The 16,506-nt window shown below is 46.7% G+C and carries 19 protein-coding genes; 5 read left to right on the top strand and 14 right to left on the bottom strand.

Annotation, left to right across the window (positions count from 1 at the left end; all coding sequences use genetic code 11):
• Nucleotides 1–2: 2 nt before the first annotated feature.
• The 3 genes from CTT30_RS14365 to epmB form a co-directional block, all read right to left on the bottom strand.
• Nucleotides 3–518 (bottom strand): MgtC/SapB family protein, encoded by a 516-nt coding sequence (locus CTT30_RS14365; protein ID WP_239838617.1) that lies wholly within the window; start codon nt 516–518, stop codon nt 3–5.
• 82 nt (nt 519–600) lie between these two features.
• On the bottom strand, nt 601–1,092 hold the full coding sequence (locus CTT30_RS14360) for a type II secretion system protein (RefSeq protein ID WP_252035461.1): 492 nt from the start codon (nt 1,090–1,092) through the stop codon (nt 601–603).
• Between the two features lie 8 nt (nt 1,093–1,100).
• The gene (gene epmB / locus CTT30_RS14355) at nt 1,101–2,123 is read right to left on the bottom strand and encodes an EF-P beta-lysylation protein EpmB (protein WP_252035460.1); all 1,023 of its coding nucleotides are present in this window, start codon (nt 2,121–2,123) and stop codon (nt 1,101–1,103) included.
• A 33-nt stretch (nt 2,124–2,156) separates the two neighbouring features.
• Here epmB and efp point away from each other — a divergent pair, with 33 nt between their 5' ends.
• The 3 genes from efp to rraA all read left to right on the top strand — a co-directional run bounded on the left by efp (nt 2,157) and on the right by rraA (nt 4,352).
• Nucleotides 2,157–2,723 carry an elongation factor P gene (gene efp, locus CTT30_RS14350; protein WP_239838620.1) on the top strand — a complete coding sequence of 189 codons (567 nt, stop codon included), beginning with the start codon at nt 2,157–2,159 and terminating at the stop codon, nt 2,721–2,723.
• Between the two features lie 113 nt (nt 2,724–2,836).
• Nucleotides 2,837–3,754 (top strand): 1,4-dihydroxy-2-naphthoate polyprenyltransferase, encoded by a 918-nt coding sequence (locus CTT30_RS14345; protein ID WP_252035459.1) that lies wholly within the window; start codon nt 2,837–2,839, stop codon nt 3,752–3,754.
• Nucleotides 3,755–3,830: 76 nt separating this feature from the next.
• Nucleotides 3,831–4,352 carry a ribonuclease E activity regulator RraA gene (gene rraA / locus CTT30_RS14340; protein ID WP_252035458.1) on the top strand — a complete coding sequence of 174 codons (522 nt, stop codon included), beginning with the start codon at nt 3,831–3,833 and terminating at the stop codon, nt 4,350–4,352.
• 38 nt (nt 4,353–4,390) lie between these two features.
• Here rraA and CTT30_RS14335 read toward each other — a convergent pair whose 3' ends face one another.
• Both CTT30_RS14335 and tpiA read right to left on the bottom strand, forming a co-directional pair.
• Entirely contained in the window at nt 4,391–5,734 is a 1,344-nt protein-coding gene (locus CTT30_RS14335) for an MATE family efflux transporter (protein ID WP_239870647.1), read from the bottom strand.
• Nucleotides 5,735–5,844: 110 nt separating this feature from the next.
• On the bottom strand, nt 5,845–6,615 hold the full coding sequence (gene tpiA / locus CTT30_RS14330) for a triose-phosphate isomerase (RefSeq protein WP_239838624.1): 771 nt from the start codon (nt 6,613–6,615) through the stop codon (nt 5,845–5,847).
• 283 nt (nt 6,616–6,898) lie between these two features.
• Between tpiA and CTT30_RS14325 the strand changes: the two genes are divergently transcribed.
• Entirely contained in the window at nt 6,899–7,246 is a 348-nt protein-coding gene (locus CTT30_RS14325) for a 5-carboxymethyl-2-hydroxymuconate Delta-isomerase (RefSeq protein WP_239870644.1), read from the top strand.
• A gap of 27 nt (nt 7,247–7,273) precedes the next feature.
• Complete coding sequence (locus tag CTT30_RS14320) at nt 7,274–7,699, top strand: DUF805 domain-containing protein (protein WP_239870641.1); 426 nt, start codon at nt 7,274–7,276, stop codon at nt 7,697–7,699.
• 74 nt (nt 7,700–7,773) lie between these two features.
• Here CTT30_RS14320 and CTT30_RS14315 read toward each other — a convergent pair whose 3' ends face one another.
• The 9 genes from CTT30_RS14315 to pyrB all read right to left on the bottom strand — a co-directional run bounded on the left by CTT30_RS14315 (nt 7,774) and on the right by pyrB (nt 16,252).
• A complete protein-coding gene (locus tag CTT30_RS14315) occupies nt 7,774–8,256 on the bottom strand; it encodes a hypothetical protein (RefSeq protein WP_252035457.1) in 483 nt (160 codons plus the stop codon).
• A gap of 107 nt (nt 8,257–8,363) precedes the next feature.
• Complete coding sequence (locus CTT30_RS14310) at nt 8,364–10,091, bottom strand: sodium:solute symporter family protein (protein ID WP_239870636.1); 1,728 nt, start codon at nt 10,089–10,091, stop codon at nt 8,364–8,366.
• Between the two features lie 12 nt (nt 10,092–10,103).
• A complete protein-coding gene (locus tag CTT30_RS14305; protein ID WP_239870633.1) occupies nt 10,104–10,367 on the bottom strand; it encodes a DUF4212 domain-containing protein in 264 nt (87 codons plus the stop codon).
• 217 nt (nt 10,368–10,584) lie between these two features.
• Nucleotides 10,585–11,211 (bottom strand): MarC family protein, encoded by a 627-nt coding sequence (locus CTT30_RS14300; RefSeq protein ID WP_239870629.1) that lies wholly within the window; start codon nt 11,209–11,211, stop codon nt 10,585–10,587.
• A 100-nt stretch (nt 11,212–11,311) separates the two neighbouring features.
• Nucleotides 11,312–11,947 (bottom strand): response regulator, encoded by a 636-nt coding sequence (locus CTT30_RS14295; protein WP_239876556.1) that lies wholly within the window; start codon nt 11,945–11,947, stop codon nt 11,312–11,314.
• A gap of 177 nt (nt 11,948–12,124) precedes the next feature.
• On the bottom strand, nt 12,125–13,915 hold the full coding sequence (locus tag CTT30_RS14290) for a protein-disulfide reductase DsbD (RefSeq protein ID WP_252035456.1): 1,791 nt from the start codon (nt 13,913–13,915) through the stop codon (nt 12,125–12,127).
• Nucleotides 13,916–14,064: 149 nt separating this feature from the next.
• Complete coding sequence (locus CTT30_RS14285; protein WP_239876558.1) at nt 14,065–14,553, bottom strand: arginine repressor; 489 nt, start codon at nt 14,551–14,553, stop codon at nt 14,065–14,067.
• A 288-nt stretch (nt 14,554–14,841) separates the two neighbouring features.
• The gene (gene pyrI / locus CTT30_RS14280) at nt 14,842–15,306 is read right to left on the bottom strand and encodes an aspartate carbamoyltransferase regulatory subunit (RefSeq protein WP_239838632.1); all 465 of its coding nucleotides are present in this window, start codon (nt 15,304–15,306) and stop codon (nt 14,842–14,844) included.
• A gap of 16 nt (nt 15,307–15,322) precedes the next feature.
• Nucleotides 15,323–16,252, bottom strand: coding sequence for an aspartate carbamoyltransferase (gene pyrB / locus CTT30_RS14275; RefSeq protein WP_239870615.1), 930 nt, complete (start codon nt 16,250–16,252; stop codon nt 15,323–15,325).
• Nucleotides 16,253–16,506: the final 254 nt, after the last annotated feature.

Genomic DNA, 16,506 nt, shown 5'->3' with positions numbered 1-16,506 from the left:
TTTTATATCTCGTTTGAGTGCAGTTGGTTATCCATGGCAGAGGCTTTACGCTGTTGTCTCTTTTGGTGGACACCACGCCTCAAAGCTTGAATACGATTTTCCGCCTTATCGACACCCAAAAGAACCATCAGTGTGAGCAAAGTAATGATGACCGATTGGTGCCAGTAACCCAGACCAATCATCATCCCTAATGCTGCGAGTACCCATATCACCGCAGCTGAAGTGACACCATGTATTTTGCCATCTTGTGTCATCATCACCCCTGCACCGAGAAAGCCGACTCCAGTAATGATCTGCCCTAGCACCCTAGCTTGATCTAAAGTGTTGGGGGAAAGAGAAACCGCCATAGACATAAATAAGTAAGTTCCAGCGATGATTAAGATGGATGTTCGGATACCAACAGGCTTGCCACGCGTTTGACGTTCAACGCCAATCAAAATACCGTTGATCGCGCAGCATAGCAGTGCAGCCCAGCTAAATGGGCCAAGATGCAGTAAAGGATCGGGTGTTATATTCATAGTGCTCTCCTAAACTGCGGAGTATGCCGAGCATACTTGGTTTAGGCGAACAAAAGATATTTATCTTGAGGGTAAAGCGAATTTAACAACCCGTCGTGGTCAAAACAAAGTTAGGCTCCGCAGCTGAAGTGGCTTCACGGTATTGCAGGTAGCAATTTTGCGTGCTTTGGCGTCGGTCTGCGGGCATGTAGAGAATGATACCATCATTGGGATCGGTATTGCTGAAGTACCAATCAGCACCATCCGCGCCGAAGGTGGCATCTTCAGTCGTTGTGTCCAAAAGCTGAGACCAAGCATTAGCATTATCGGCTTTTGGATAGCCATAACCTATATCGACGCTGTCACCCTCTAGAGTCAAGGTTGCGTTGGAGAGCGCGTTCAGGTTCTGCGCCGAGGCAATTCCAATAACTTGTTCATTCGCCCCTTGCATGGCTCCTTTTAGCCCTTGTAAAGCGGATATGCGTGCATTGGATTGCAAATTAAGTAGGCGAGGCAGGGCCGTGATGGCCAGAATACCCAATACCACAATGACGATAACCAGTTCGATTAGAGTGAAACCTTGTTTGCTTTTCATGACTATTTTTATTCTAAATGGAGATCCAGAGGGGTTTTGCTGGCTCGGCCACCGATTTCGCGCGTTAACTTAGGAACCAGATAGCCAGACACTCGCTCAATCACACCCGCCATAATTTGCTTCGCTTGCTGATCTGAAATGAAAAAGTGGGCTGCGCCTTGTACTTTATCTAATACATGAATGTAGTAGGGCAGTACACCTGCATCAAATAATGCTTCGCTGAGCTCCACTTGTACATCAACGCTGTCATTGACGCCTTTGAGCATCACTCCTTGATTAAGTAGGGTAACACCTGAACATCGTAGTGTACTTAAGGCATCTCTTAGTTGCTGATTGATTTCATTGGCGTGATTGATGTGAGTAACCATAATCACTTGCAAACGGGTTGCTGCTAACAGCTCGATCAACGTAGGCGTGATTCGATCTGGAATCACAACGGGCAGACGAGAGTGAATTCTCAACCGTTTAATGTGTGGAATATCCGCGATCTGATCAACCAACCATTGCAGCTCTTCATCCTTTGCCATCAGAGGATCCCCACCTGAAAGAATGATTTCATTCAGTTCAGGGTGCTGGCGTACATAATCTAGGCTCTGCAACCAGACGGATTTACTGCCTTTATTCTCGTTATATGGAAAGTGGCGACGGAAGCAGTATCGACAGTTGATTGCGCAGCCTCCTTTAACGATCATCAAAGCGCGATTGCGGTATTTATGCAGTAATCCGGGAACTTGGTTATCTTGCTCTTCCAAGGGATCGGTTGAGTAGCCGGGGTGTACCTCAAACTCTTCTGAGAGAGGCAAAACCTGACGCAATAAAGGATCCCACGGATTGCCTTTTTCCATTCGGTCAATAAAACTTTGCGGTACACGCTGGGCGAACAACTTGCGAGCGTCGAAACCACTTCGCCATGGAGAGGGATCGATTTCCAACTGCTCAAGCAGTTTTTCAGGATCAGAGATCCCATTCGACAGCTGTTTGAGCCAGTTTTGCTCAACAGAATCGACTTTTCGGGTTATGATGTGCGGCATTAAATTTAACTCGAAGAATGGTAAGAGGAAAAAATGGCTACTGTTAGCACGAATGAATTCAAAGGCGGTCTTAAAATTATGCTTGATAATGAGCCTTGTGTCATTCTCGAAAACGAGTATGTAAAACCAGGCAAAGGTCAGGCATTCAACCGTGTTAAAATCCGTAAACTGCTTTCAGGTAAAGTTTTAGAGAAGACATTTAAGTCTGGCGACACAGTTGAAGTGGCAGACGTAATGGATATCGATCTTGACTACCTGTACAACGACGGTGAATTCTACCACTTCATGAACAATGAAACATTCGAACAAATCGCTGCTGACACGAAAGCGGTGGGTGAAAATGCGAAATGGTTGGTTGAAAACGATACTTGTATGCTGACACTATGGAATGGTAACCCAATCGTAGTGACGCCACCAAACTTCGTTGAGTTAGAAGTGACAGAAACCGATCCTGGCCTGAAAGGTGATACTCAAGGAACTGGCGGTAAGCCAGCAACACTGACAACAGGTGCTGTGGTTCGTGTTCCATTGTTCATCGCTATCGGTGAAGTGATCAAGGTAGATACGCGTACTGGTGAGTACGTTGGTCGAGTGAAGTAAGTTTGGTTTACTGAATAATTTGAAAAAGGTCACTTCGGTGGCCTTTTTTGTTTCTGAGCTAACTTTGATGTGCCACAATTCCTGCCATGTACACAGGGACTAAACTGGTAAGCATGAAACAGTCTTTACGTATTTGGCTAGATGCCGCTCGCCCTAAAACGCTGCCATTGGCTCTGGTGTCCATTTTAACAGGTAGTGTTCTCGCGTATTCCACCCATCAGTTTTCTTTAATGATTACTGTGTTGGCGTTTGTGACAGCAACGTTATTGCAAATCTTGTCCAATTTAGCCAATGACTATGGTGATGCCGTTAAAGGCACCGACAACGACAATCGACTTGGGCCAATGCGCGCTATTCAGTCGGGGGCAGTGACACAGACGGATATGAAGCACGCTATTGTGATTAATATCGTCCTAACCATGGTGGCTGGACTGTCTCTGGTCTTTTATGCGCTCGATAGTTTACAGAGTATTCTGGCTTTTATTGGCTTAGGTGTGCTGGCAATTGTTGCTGCTATCGCGTACACGGTGGGGAATAAACCTTACGGCTATGTAGGACTTGGTGATGTATCGGTATTTATTTTCTTTGGTCTGCTCGGTGTGGCAGGGACTTTCTTCCTTCACACTGGAATTGTCGCGCCTTTGTTAATCTTACCAGCAGTCGGCTGTGGTTTACTTGCTGTTGCCGTTTTGAACATCAACAACATGCGAGACATAGAAAATGACCAAGAGTGCGGTAAGCGTACAGTCGCGGTTCGTCTCGGTCAGAAAAATGCTAAGCATTATCACAGCGCGTTGTTGGTTGGTGCTCTGGTTGCATTTATTGGTTACCTTATCGTTCAGCCTGTACCTGTCTGGTTGAGTTTGCCCTTTTTATTGAGTGTACTGGTGATTTACAAACATGGCCGAGCGGTATGGCAAGCGAAGAAGCCTGCTCAGATAGCCCCTATGATGCCAGTGGTTGTGAAATGCTCTCTGGTGACTAACTTATTGTTTGCGGGTGTGGTTATAGCTCAAACTCTGGTCAGTTAATTGAGCCTTGTCATTGCAATGACTTAATGTGTCTATATACTCGATGGAGATGACGAACCGTATGGGAAGGAACACGATGGAATACAATACATCGGCTTTATGCGACATTTACTCAGAACAAGTGGATGTAGTTGAACCAATGTTTAGCAACTTTGGTGGCAGTGCCTCGTTTGCTGGACAGATCACGACGGTGAAGTGTTTTGAAGACAACGGTCTGATTCGAGAAGTCCTCGAACAGGATGGTTTAGGCCGCATATTACTCATTGATGGTGGTGGCTCATTGCGCCGTGCATTAATTGATGCTGAGCTAGCTTCACTGGCTGAAGAAAATGAGTGGGAGGGCTTAATCGTCTACGGATGTGTACGTGAAGTCGATGAACTGGAAGATATGAGCATCGGAATTCAAGCCCTAGCTTCAATTCCGGCTGGAGCAACTTCCCAAGCAATTGGAGAAGTGGACGTCGCGGTGAACTTTGGCGGAGTCACTTTCTTGCCCGAAGATTATCTATATGCAGACAATACAGGAGTGATTTTGTCGCAAGAGCCGCTTGATGTGGACCTAGATACCGAAGACGATGAACTCAATGCAGACGAATAACAGAATCCAAAAACACCGACTGTCCCGTCGGTGTTTTGCTATATAGCTTGAGCTAAATATTGACGCCTAAGCTTAAGAGCATAAAGATACCCCAGAATGCCTCCGAGAATGTTTCCCACTGCGATGCCCGCAAATAGCCCTTCTATGTCATACCAATGACTACCGAGCCAAGCGCAAGGTAAGGTAAAGATGAATAGACGCATAAAGCTCCATTGGAATGCTTTGAGCGGCTCATGGAGTGCGTTTAGCCCGGACACCAGCATCATTACGATTCCCTGAAACCCGTAACTGAATGGCACAACTAGCAAATAGTGCCATAGCAGATCACTCACCGCTTGCTCTTGAGAAAAAAGTGCTGCCAGTGGGATGCTCAGTGGAACCATCATAATAAAAATGCCGAACTGGAATAGCAGTGAGAAACGCATGCTGAGGAATAACCCGGCAAAACTACGTTGAGGGTTATTTGCGCCAACGTTTTGAGCGATGAATGGGGTTAAGGTTGAGGTTAATGACATCAATACTATGATGAGAATGGACTCCACTCGTTGAGCTGCACCGTAAGCGGCCACTGCAGCGGTGCCATGACGGGAAAGCAACATCATTAGGATAGCGCCTGAGAGTGGATTCATTGCATTCGATAAAGCGGCAGGTGTGCCTATTTTTAAAATTTGCTGCCAATCTACCCCAAGGGTTTTAAAACATGGCCACGCTAGGAGTTTCTCTCTTTTTATCAGTACATATAGGGATCCGATTAACGCGCCAAACCAGCTCATCGCACTGGCAATGGCCGCTCCCTGAATGCCTAACTCGGGGAATGGACCATAACCAAAGATGAGTAAGGGGTCGAGCACACCATTAATTAGACCCGCTAGCATCATGATTTTAGCTGGCGTCTTAGTGTCACCTGTGGCTCGAATCGCACTGTTTCCTGCCATAGGAACGACCAGAAGAGGGATGGTCAGATACCAGATATCCATATACTGATGAATTAAAGGCAGTAGGGTTTGCTGTGCACCAAGAAAAAGGAAGAGTGGTTCGATGGTAAACAGCCCAAGTGTGGAGGCGAGGGCGACAAGTAACACGGCTAACAATAATCCATGAGAAGAAAATCGTGCCGCGATAATAGACTGACCTTGGCCCAGCAAGCGGCCGATATTGGTCGATAATCCCATTCCTATTCCCATAGTGATACAGTTAACAGCGAATGTGACTGGGAAAGTGTAGCTGATGGCGGCTAGCGCTTCTGTCCCCAAAAGAGAAATAAAGAAGGTATCCACCAAGTTGAACATCAGAATGGCTACCATGCCGAAAGTCATCGGAATGGTCATCTGACGAAGCACGAGAGGGATGGGGCCAGTTAAAAGGCCATGTTTATCCTGCATTCGGTACAGCGACTCTTAGGGGAGAAAAGCTGTAGGATACTTGATTGATGTGTGAGACACAAAAAAGGCCAGCTTGCGCTGACCTCAATAAGCGATTTCCTAAAGGAAAATTACGCTTTAGCTGCTGCTGCCGCTTTCGCGATGGCTGCGAAGCTCTTCGCATCTAGAGATGCACCGCCCACTAGAGCACCGTCGATGTCTGGTTGTGAGAAGTATGCTTCAGCGTTCTCTGGCTTAACAGAACCACCGTATTGAATTATTACTTGCTCAGCCACTGCAGCGTCTTTTTCTGCGATTAGAGCGCGGATAGAAGCGTGGATGCGCTGTGCATCTTCAGCTGTTGCTGCTTTACCAGTACCGATAGCCCAGATTGGCTCGTATGCGATGATCGCGTCGTTTAGCGCTTCAACACCGTATGCGTCGATTACTGCGTTGATTTGACGTGCACAAACTGCTTCAGTTTCGCCCGCTTCGTTTTGAGCTTCAGATTCACCAATACAGAAAACTGGCTTCAGGCCGTTCTCTTTTAGGAAAGCAAATTTCTTCGCGATGAACTCGTCAGATTCGTTGTGGTATTCACGACGCTCAGAGTGGCCGATGATGATGTGAGAAGCACCGAAATCCTTCAGCATTTCTGGAGACATATCGCCAGTGAATGCACCGCTGTTGTTTAGGTCAGTGTTTTGAGCACCTAGGATGATCTTGTTACCGCCTTCAGCGATAACACGTTCAGCTAGATCGATGTAAAGCGCTGGTGGAGCTACTGCTACGTCAACACCTTCCACACCTTCAAGTTCTGCGTTCAGGCCAGTTAGCAACTCTTTTACCATTGCTTTACTGCCGTTAAGTTTCCAGTTACCCATCACTACAGGACGACGCATAGGAATATCTCCCTTTGTATTTAATGTAAGTTCATTAATGTAAAAAATCTTCGTAGGAATATAACAGATTACACCAACCAAATCATGACTAGTATCATGTCTTGTTCGGTTCTGGATGATTGGATGCCGCTGTGACAACTCATAATTGGTATAAGCTTTGCTGTACTGAGTGATCCATAAAGCATTATGCTGGTTTTACGCTCGGAAACAGCAGCGGAAATTGGTAATAGTGTCTGAGTATTTTTAATGATTATTTGAAACTCTCTTACATTTGAGGACAGCTATGCCAAATCTAGTGATGGAATACTCTAACTCTGTTGATGAACGAGTTAACGTACAGGGATTATTGGAAGATCTACATCAGGTCGCCCTTCACAGTGGGTTGTTCGATGCCTCTTCGGTGAAGTCTCGAGCTTTGCGATGTCATCATTGGCTAGTGGGAGAGGCTGGTGATAATGTCGACTTCATACATATCAGCTTTGATTTACTTGGTGGACGAACGGCGGAGCAAAAGCGTGAGCTATCACGTCAGCTGATGGGAGTTCTGCAAGATCAAGCAAGCCATGTGCATAGTTTGACAGTCAATATCCGGGATATGGATAAAGAATGTTTTCAAAAAGTGGTCAATTAATAGTTTTGGCGGTTTAGGTAAGTCATCATGTCAATGAAAGAGTTGCTGCTTTCGTTTCAAGGTCGAGTAGGGCGCAAAACCTACTGGATATGGAATATCATATATTACGTGTTAATTGTTGGCTTTGCTGCCGGAGTGAATGCGTTGTTGCCAAGTATGGCGCATTTGCTGTTGCCGTTATTTTTGATTGTAGTCTTGCTCCCAGATCTCGCTATTACTGCCAAACGCTGGCATGACAGAGGCAAATCCAGTTGGTGGTTATTACTGAATGTGCCATTAATCATTGGCCGCATGACAGTCCCAGCAGGAGACCCGGCTCAGATGACGCAACCAACCACATTACAAGCCGTGAGTTCTTTAGCGGCCTTAGTGTGTGGTGTTTGGATTCTTGTGGAGTGCGGTTTCCTCAAGGGAAACCAAGGCAATAACCAGTATGGTGTAGAGCCTAAATAGAACATGAATAAGAAAAAAGGCTAGAATCAGGGATGATGCCATGACATCAACCCTGATCATCGTCTCGCGACTCTCTATTCTGTAAACATTGTTTCGTATTTTACAAATGCGGTTTGTGTTTCCCCATAATATAGCGTGCCGTCAGATTGAATCGCCACTCTCAACCAGCTGTCTGCTGATGTGGGTTTAGGTAACGTAATATACCAATTTTGCCCTGCTTGATCGGCTGGCTCCATATTGATTGGTTGCGCATTCTGCTCTTGGCTGTCGACCAAAGAAAGCTTAACGCCTTCGAGAGCATGGGCTGAATGAAGTGACAATTCAAGATTTTCATCGGTGAGCTTTTCTGAGCGGAACTTGACCTTAAAGTCTCCATTTTCCATATCGCACAAACCACTGGTGTAGCGACAGTTTGATTTGCTGACCAGTTTGTAGCTCTGGCCTTCTTTGGCGGCATGGGGTTTTTCGCTGACTGCTATATCAGTGCCGAAATAGGCAATAATGGACAGAATCGGTGCAATCAAAAGAGCGACAATAAAGTGCTTATTTTTGAACATCTTGGCTTCCTTGCGACAACATTTCGAAACTACGGTAACTGAATTAAGAGCAATAAAAAAGCCCCGGACGGGTCGTCCCGTGAGGGGCTTTAGTCATTAAGTGTAGATTAGTGATCTACCGCATCTCCAGCGCCTGCTGGAACACGAACGTGTTCGACCAAATCTTTCACTTCTTGTGGTGTTTCTGCCGTGACTTTCGATACTGCGAATGCCACTAGGAAGTTGAATAGCGCACCGATAGCACCGAAGGCATTCGGTTCGATACCTAGGAACCAGTTGCTGCCCCAGCTTTCTAGGTATTTCCAGTCAGCGATGAACAGGATGCCTTTGTGTTGGAATACGTAGAATAGAGTGATCGTGATACCTGCAATCATGCCGGCAATCGCGCCTTCCTTGTTGATGTTCTTACTGAAAATACCCATCATCAAGGCAGGGAAGATGGACGAGGCGGCCAGACCGAAGGCCAGTGCCACCGTACCTGCGGCAAAGCCAGGCGGATTGAGCCCCAGATAACCGGCGACAGCAATCGCGACTGCCATGGATATCCGACTGGCCAGTAACTCTTTCTTCTCAGAGATGTTCGGATTTATCACACCTTTGATTAAGTCATGAGATATTGCTGACGATATCGCGAGTAGCAGACCTGCTGCGGTAGACAGAGCGGCGGCTAAACCACCCGCAGCAACCAGTGCAATAACCCAGTTAGGTAGCTTGGCTATTTCTGGGTTCGCCAGAACCATGATGTCACGGTCGACTTTCAGCTCGTTGGTTTCCGCATTTGAGGTGTACTGGATGTTGCCATCGCCGTTCTTGTCATCAAAGCCAAGTAGGCCAGTTTTTTCCCAGTTTTTGAACCAGTCAGGGCGCTCATCGTAAGCAAGGTTCTGACCTGGAGCTGGGTTAACTGTATCCATTAGGTTTAGACGTGCCATTGCAGATACCGCAGGTGCAGTGGTGTACAGAATCGCGATAAAGACGAGCGCCCAGCCTGCTGAAGTGCGTGCATCACGTACTTTCGGTACTGTGAAGAAACGGATGATAACGTGCGGTAGACCCGCAGTACCAATCATCAGAGACATGGTGTAAACAAACATGTTCAAGGTATCGCCGCGCACCTGAGTCGTGTACTCGCTAAATCCGAGCTCAGTCACCACCTGATCAAGCCGATCGAGCAGATAGACGTCCGTTCCAGCCATGGTACTACCTAGGCCCATTTGTGGAATTGGGTTTCCTGTTAGCTGTAGCGAGATAAAGATAGCAGGAATGGTGTACGCCAGAATAAGTACACAGTACTGAGCAATCTGCGTGTAGGTAATGCCTTTCATGCCGCCCATTACCGCGTACATGAATACAATACACATACCGATCAGTAGACCTGTTGAGTAATCTACTTCAAGGAATCGACCGAAGGCAACACCCACCCCTTTCATCTGACCGATTACGTAAGTCACTGACGCGATAATCAGACACACAACCGCAACAATACGTGCCGCATTGGAGTAGAAACGCTCACCAACGAACTCAGGTACTGTGAACTTGCCAAATTTACGTAGGTAAGGTGCTAAAAGCAAAGCGAGTAGTACATAGCCGCCTGTCCAGCCCATCAGGAATACGGAACCACCGTAACCCATGAAGGCGATAAGGCCTGCCATTGAAATGAAGGAAGCTGCTGACATCCAGTCCGCAGCGGTTGCCATGCCGTTGGCAATCGGGTTAACCCCACCACCCGCGACATAGAACTCTTTGGTTGACCCCGCACGTGCCCAAATAGCGATACCGATATAAAGGACAAAAGTGGCACCGACAACGAGGTAAGTGATTGTTTTCAAATCCATCTGAACTGCTCCTTACTCGTCCACATTAAATTCGCGATCGATTTGGCGCATTTTCCACGCATAGTAGAAAATAATGCCTAAAAAGGTATAGATGGAACCTTGTTGTGCAAACCAGAAGCCCAGTTTGTAGCCACCTATCTGAAATTGGTTAAGTACGTCGACAAATAAAATGCCGCAGCCAAAAGAAACGACAAACCAGATCACCATCAAGCTGATCATCAGTTTTACGTTTTTGTCCCAGTAGGCTTTGGCTCGTTCCTGACTTTCAAACGCCATTGCCGCCTCCTTACGATTGGTGTTGTTAATAAAATGTTTCACTTTCTACCTTAGCAAGGTGCTGGCAAGAACTCTTTTCAACTTTAGTCGCGTAGGGAAAAACAAAAAGCGCCTATAAATAAGGCGCTTAGTATTTAAGTGATAGATTTTTGTGATGTTAATCTTGTGTTAAATTAGCCAAAGGTCTAATGATTTGTTGATGACTTTATAAAATAATTCAACCTAGGTAGAAATCTTTGATGCCTAGAAGCAGGTTGTTCAAAGCCACTGCGGCAAGGATCAACCCCATGACTCGGCTGATGATCGCAGCGCCGACATTGCCAATCCATTTCTGGATATGTGTCGCGCCAAGTAGCAAGAGTAAGGTGATCAACAGAACACTCACCATCACCGCTGCGGTGATGCCTTGGTCGACCAAAGAATAACGATGATTGTCAGTCAGCATTACGATTGCCATCATTGCACCAGGAGAGGCAATCGAAGGGATCGCAAGTGGGTAGACGGCTAAGTCAGCTAGGTCGGAGTGGCTGACTTCTTCAGAAAGCTTAGTTTCCTGTTCAGGTTTAGATTCACCAAAAATCATTGTTAGAGCGAACAGTAAGAGTACTAAGCCACCTGCTGCTTGAAATGCAGGCAGAGGAATCTGCATAGCTTCCAGTAATAGTTGACCGGCCATAAGGAAGAACAGAAGTACGCCTGTTGAGATACCTACCGCTTTAAGCGCCACTAAACGACGTTGTTTGGCTGTGAGGTGTTGAGTTTGAGATAAATAGACCGGAACGGAACCAATCGGATCGATGACGGCCCAGAGAACGACAAATTGAGTGATCAATACGCTAAGCAATGATGTGACTCCCAGAGTTAGTGAAACAGAGGGATGAATAAGTCGATCAGATGACCGACTTGACTATCTTAGCAGAGAAATGATCGAGATAGGATGAAAATTAAGCTTCAGATTCTAGCTGCTGAAGTAAAATTACAGCCTGAGTACGGTTTTTAACACCTAACTTTCTAAAGATCGCGGTCATATGGGCTTTTATCGTGGCTTCAGATACATTTAACTCATAAGCAATCTGCTTGTTTAGCAAACCATCAGATAGCATTCCGAGTACTTTGTATTGTTGTGGCGTTAAAGTGGCAATTTTCTCTGCTAAGTCATTGCAAGCCGCGTTGTTAGTGATGGAACCTTCTGGAAAGAAAGGCTCGCCATTCAAGACCTGATTCAATGCGCTGACCAATTCGCGCATGTCACTCGACTTAGGGATAAAACCAAACGCGCCATGGCTTTTGACCTGAGTGACGACGGAAGGCTCTTCACTGGCCGATACGACCACAATTGGCATGTCCGGGTACTCTGCTCGTAGCTGAATCAATCCAGACATTCCATTAGCGCCGGGCATTTTTAGATCAAGCAGCAGAAGATCGGGCTCGTCTTCCTTGGCAAGAACGGCCAAAAGGGCTTCAAGGGAATCCGCTTCCAATAAATTGGCACCACTAACCGCCATGTGCACAGACTGAAACAGTGCATTACGAAATAAGGGGTGATCGTCGGCGATGATAATGGTGTAAGTCGAGTCCATGACGTTAACTGCTTTTGAAAGTTTGCTTAATGGAATTATTGTCACCTTTGAGAGTATGGACAATATTCATACCCTAAAAGTCTGAACTGTATCGGGTTTTATCACCAAATTGCATATATATAAACAACAGACAAAAACGCCAGTCTGATGACTGGCGTAAAGTGAAGCTTAAGTTGGCTATAAGCTATTGGCATTGATATGTTGCAAAAACGGCTCTGCCTGCATAAATCCGGTGACTCTGGCGTTGGAGACATGTTGACCGCTGGCATCCCAGAACTCTATGGTTGGCAGGCCAAGTACATTCATCTCTTTCAGCAATGCGATATCTTGCGGCAAGTTTTTGGTGACATCGGCCTGTAACAGCACAAAATTACGTAGCTTTGCTTCTACATCAGGCTGGTGGAAGGTGTACTTTTCGAACTCTTTACACGCCACACACCAGTCAGCATAGAAGTCGAGCATCACAGGCTTGCCTGCCAGCTTAGCTTGCTCCAACTGGCTGTTGAGGTCATCCACAGTGCTAATGCGTGTAAATTGAATACTAGGCTGCGCTTGTTCTGTATGACCACCAAACCAATAGTTGAGTGCGGGTTGCGCTGAGACAAATAAGCCAAGAACCGCAATGATACCGACCGCACTTTGTTTCCAGCCGCCAAATGGCAGTGAGTTTTTAACATGGTATAGCCAGCCAAAAGCGGCTAGACCAAGAGCGGACCACAATCCTGTCGCCCAAGTTTCTGGCAGGATACGTTCAAGTAAGAAGATTGGCGCAGCAAGCAGAATAAAGCCAAACAGGGTTTTTACTCTGTCCATCCAGTTACCGGCTTTTGGCAGCAGTTTGTTGCCAAATACCGCAACCAGCATCAGTGGAATGCCCATACCTAAAGCGAGAGCGTACAGTGCGACGCCGCCCGTGAGTAAGTCACCGCTTTGTGCGACGTAGAGCAGTGCGCCTGAAAGTGGCGCTGTGGTGCAAGGGGAACAAACCAATCCAGAAATCGCCCCCATCGCAAACACGCCCAGTGAGCTGCCACCTTGTTGTTTGTTACTCAGGTTATTCAGCCACGTCTGTACTGCACTTGGCAGCTGAATGGTGTAGGCACCAAACATCGACAGCGCAAGGGCAACAAACATGACGCTCAAACCAATCAGGACATAAGGGTGTTGCATAGCGGCCTGAAACTGCATACCTGCAGAGGCGACAACCAATCCTAATAAGGTGTATGTGAGAGCCATCCCTTGAACGTAAATAAACGCTAAGCCTAATGCTCGGCCGTGGCTCAGTTTGCCGCTGCCAAGCACAATACTGGTTAAAATCGGATACATCGGCAGCACGCATGGCGTAAACGCAAGGCCAACACCCAGCGCTAAAAACAGTAAGGGTGTCCACCAGTTATCACTTAGGCTAGATGCTAGGCTCGATTCCTGAGAAAGCGGCTGTGATGGCTTGGCTGGAGTGTCTGTTGGTACGGAACTTGTGCTGCTTGATGGCGCCAAGTTGTCACTAGTGCTGGATTGGAAACGGGTTAAGTCAACCACGCGGGTCTCTGGCGGGTAGCAAAAGCCAGCTTTTGCACAGCCCTGATACTGGACAATCAGACGTGCACCATCCTGATAATCGGCTAAAGGCACTTCGACAAACAGAGGCGTGGTATAGATGTTGACCTCACCGAAAAACTCGTCTTGGTAGGGTTGGCCGTCTTCCATTTTGAGCTCGCCAACCGTGATATTTTCACCACTGACCGATAAACGGTGCTGGTAGAGGTAGTAATCTTGTTTGACTTGCCAGTCGAGGAAAACCTTATCGCCTTGCTGATAGGCGTTAAACGGGAAAGCTTGATCGACAGGGACAAAAGTATTGCTCTGATTTCCGAAGCTTGGTGCAGGGTTAGACTGCTCGAAAAGCGCCATAGCAGGGGCAGAAGCTACAGTCAGACATAATAAAATCAGTGAAAAGACGGCACGCATAGAAAAGTCACTTGAGTTTAGTTTTGATCATTTTAACTCAATCAGACAGGGGAAAGGGGGAATAAGTTTCATACTCCGACAAATATCGTCAATTCAGACGCTTAAGTCAGGTCGATGCCTGACTTAAGCCGAGAGGGTGTCAGAAAAGCTTAAGCCACCCCCAGTCGAGCGCGAACCACTCGCTCACAGGCATCAATATGCTCAGTATCTTTCGGGATCACCAAGACGGTGTCGTTACCCCCAACGGTACCTAGGATTTCAGTGTGTGGGTCGATATCGACCAATCGTGCGACGAGCTGAGCGCTGCCCGGGTGAGTTTTGACCACTACCATCGCCTGATTATGAGTAATAAATTCTATCTGCGAGGAAATCGATGACTCAACACGCACAGGAGCGGTTTCAACGGTAATGCAATACACCTTTTTACCACAGGCATTCTGGACTTTGACGACCCCAAGCTGAGACAGCAGACGCGAGACCGTTGATTGGCTGATGCCTTCAAAGCCGATAGCAACCAGAGCTTCGCGCAACTCATTCTGAGTAGTAAAGCTCTGTTGTTGAAGCAGGCGTTTACAGGCTGCAGTCAGAGTTTTGTCTTCAGTGTAATCGACTGAAGTTGGATTTAGAGTTTCACTCATGCGAACTCCTTTAAAACATGACGTAGAGATAATTCGTCCTTGCGACCTTCGACACTTCATTCCCTAGTAGCGTCTTCAGATATTGAGCGGTCACTTCTGTGGTGACTTAAAGGTTTGATTCGTAGATATCTTACCACCAAATAAAGTGTGGCTTTTTGAAAGGGATCACCAATCAAAGACTATTAATTTGCGATTTTATTGGTGAATAATTCTGTTGAAAGTGGATATTTATTCCTGGGTGGGAATAAATATCCACGGTTGTTTTATAAGAGTGACAGGCAGAGCGGATTAACGCGCTTCTGCCATGATTTCACGTGAGAATACTTTTTCACAGTAATGGCATTTGAGCTGAACCTGATGCTGTTTCTGTTGCACTTTGAATTGGCTTTCGACCGGTTCACCGTGTGAGATGCAATTGCTGTTCGGGCACTCAAAGACGCTCTGAATATGTTCTGGGAGCGCTAAAGTCAGTTTGTTGACCACCTGATATTCTTCGATCTGGTTCACGGTCGCTTTCGGCGCATACAAAGCCAATTGGTTGGCCTGCTCTTTGGTCAAATAGACATTTTCAATCTTGATGAGGTCTTTTTCACCGAGCGCCGAAGAGGGTAAGTTGAGACCAATAGTAATGCGTTGATTGGTCTTGTGCATTTTAAAAAGTTTGAGCACTTTAATGCCAACGTTCGCAGGAATATGGTCAATCACGCTGCCGTTACGAATGGCTTCTACTTGTAGTTGAGTTTCTTTCACCATGATAATTCTCCTGCAATTAAAGGGTTTCACTAAGAACAAGGGCAAGTAAGGCTTCACGCGCATAGACACCGTTTTCTGCCTGTTCAAAGTAGTAAGCGTGTGGTGTTCTATCGACGTCTGTTGTGATCTCATCGACGCGTGGTAATGGGTGAAGAACTTTCAGGTTCTCACGCGCCTCTTTCAGCGTGTCGGCGGTGAGAATAAACGCTGACTTAATGTGGGCGTATTCGGACTCATCAAAGCGTTCTTTCTGTACGCGTGTCATATACAGGACATCAAGTTCCGGTACGACATCTTCGATGTTGTTGTGCATGCTGAATTTGATGCCTGCTTCTTCGAGTTCTTCACAGATGTAATCAGGCATCGCCAATGCTTCAGGTGCGATAAAGAAGAAACGCACGTTATTGAACTTAGCCAGTGCCTGAGTCAGAGAGTGGACAGTACGACCGTATTTAAGGTCACCCACAAACGCGACATTGAGGTTGTCGAGTGTGCCTTGGGTTTCGTAGATAGAAAACAAGTCCAGCAGAGTCTGGGTTGGATGCTGATTCGCGCCATCACCGCCGTTGACCACAGGTACGCCATTGGAAAATTCGGACGCCAAACGCGCTGCGCCTTCTTGTGGGTGACGCATCACAAAGGCATCCACATAAGAAGATATTACCTGAACTGAGTCGGCCAGTGTCTCACCCTTTTTCGCCAGTGACGTGTTGCCACCATTATCGAAGCCAATAATTGTGCCGCCAAGACGCTGCACAGCCGTTTCAAATGACAACCTGGTGCGAGTGGAAGGTTCAAAGAAGCAGCTGGCCACCACTTTGTTTTTAAGCAGTGTCGGGTTTGGCTCGGCTTTGAGTCTAGCCGCGGTGTCGACGATAAGCTCTAGCTCGCTGCGGCTGAGCTCAGGAATGGAGATAATGTGCTTGTTAAATAACGAATGCGCCATAGCAGTGTTTCCTCGTCTCAATGGGTGAGTTTGTCCAACCCTTGTGGATTGCTAATCCATGGATTGATGTAAATTTCAGACAAAAAAAAGCCTCCTAAATAGGAGGCTTGAAAAGGATCGATAGAAAAAAATGAAACCACGCATGTCCCTGAGTCAGGGCATAAGTTAAGCCAACATTGAGTGGTTGCTGACAGGTTCATTTTGATCCTCCGAAGACAAATTGCGGAGGATTATACGGACAAAAAAAGCCAACG

It is taken from the genome of Vibrio coralliilyticus (assembly GCF_024449095.1).
Classification (GTDB): domain Bacteria; phylum Pseudomonadota; class Gammaproteobacteria; order Enterobacterales; family Vibrionaceae; genus Vibrio; species Vibrio coralliilyticus_A.
This window is presented reverse-complemented; position numbering and strand designations above follow the sequence as displayed.

Bases quoted from the DNA above. Each gene is read 5' to 3' on its own strand.
- CTT30_RS14285 (WP_239876558.1), bottom strand. From the start codon at position 14,553: ATGAGTGAAACTCTAAATCCAACTTCAGTCGATTACACTGAAGACAAA.
- CTT30_RS14365 (WP_239838617.1), bottom strand. From the start codon at position 518: ATGAATATAACACCCGATCCTTTACTGCATCTTGGCCCATTTAGCTGG.
- efp (WP_239838620.1), top strand. From the start codon at position 2,157: ATGGCTACTGTTAGCACGAATGAATTCAAAGGCGGTCTTAAAATTATG.
- CTT30_RS14315 (WP_252035457.1), bottom strand. From the start codon at position 8,256: ATGTTCAAAAATAAGCACTTTATTGTCGCTCTTTTGATTGCACCGATT.
- CTT30_RS14360 (WP_252035461.1), bottom strand. From the start codon at position 1,092: ATGAAAAGCAAACAAGGTTTCACTCTAATCGAACTGGTTATCGTCATT.
- epmB (WP_252035460.1), bottom strand. From the start codon at position 2,123: ATGCCGCACATCATAACCCGAAAAGTCGATTCTGTTGAGCAAAACTGG.
- pyrB (WP_239870615.1), bottom strand. From the start codon at position 16,252: ATGGCGCATTCGTTATTTAACAAGCACATTATCTCCATTCCTGAGCTC.
- CTT30_RS14320 (WP_239870641.1), top strand. From the start codon at position 7,274: ATGTCAATGAAAGAGTTGCTGCTTTCGTTTCAAGGTCGAGTAGGGCGC.
- CTT30_RS14345 (WP_252035459.1), top strand. From the start codon at position 2,837: ATGAAACAGTCTTTACGTATTTGGCTAGATGCCGCTCGCCCTAAAACG.
- CTT30_RS14310 (WP_239870636.1), bottom strand. From the start codon at position 10,091: ATGGATTTGAAAACAATCACTTACCTCGTTGTCGGTGCCACTTTTGTC.
- rraA (WP_252035458.1), top strand. From the start codon at position 3,831: ATGGAATACAATACATCGGCTTTATGCGACATTTACTCAGAACAAGTG.
- CTT30_RS14325 (WP_239870644.1), top strand. From the start codon at position 6,899: ATGCCAAATCTAGTGATGGAATACTCTAACTCTGTTGATGAACGAGTT.
- CTT30_RS14290 (WP_252035456.1), bottom strand. From the start codon at position 13,915: ATGCGTGCCGTCTTTTCACTGATTTTATTATGTCTGACTGTAGCTTCT.
- CTT30_RS14305 (WP_239870633.1), bottom strand. From the start codon at position 10,367: ATGGCGTTTGAAAGTCAGGAACGAGCCAAAGCCTACTGGGACAAAAAC.
- CTT30_RS14295 (WP_239876556.1), bottom strand. From the start codon at position 11,947: ATGGACTCGACTTACACCATTATCATCGCCGACGATCACCCCTTATTT.
- CTT30_RS14335 (WP_239870647.1), bottom strand. From the start codon at position 5,734: ATGCAGGATAAACATGGCCTTTTAACTGGCCCCATCCCTCTCGTGCTT.
- pyrI (WP_239838632.1), bottom strand. From the start codon at position 15,306: ATGGTGAAAGAAACTCAACTACAAGTAGAAGCCATTCGTAACGGCAGC.
- tpiA (WP_239838624.1), bottom strand. From the start codon at position 6,615: ATGCGTCGTCCTGTAGTGATGGGTAACTGGAAACTTAACGGCAGTAAA.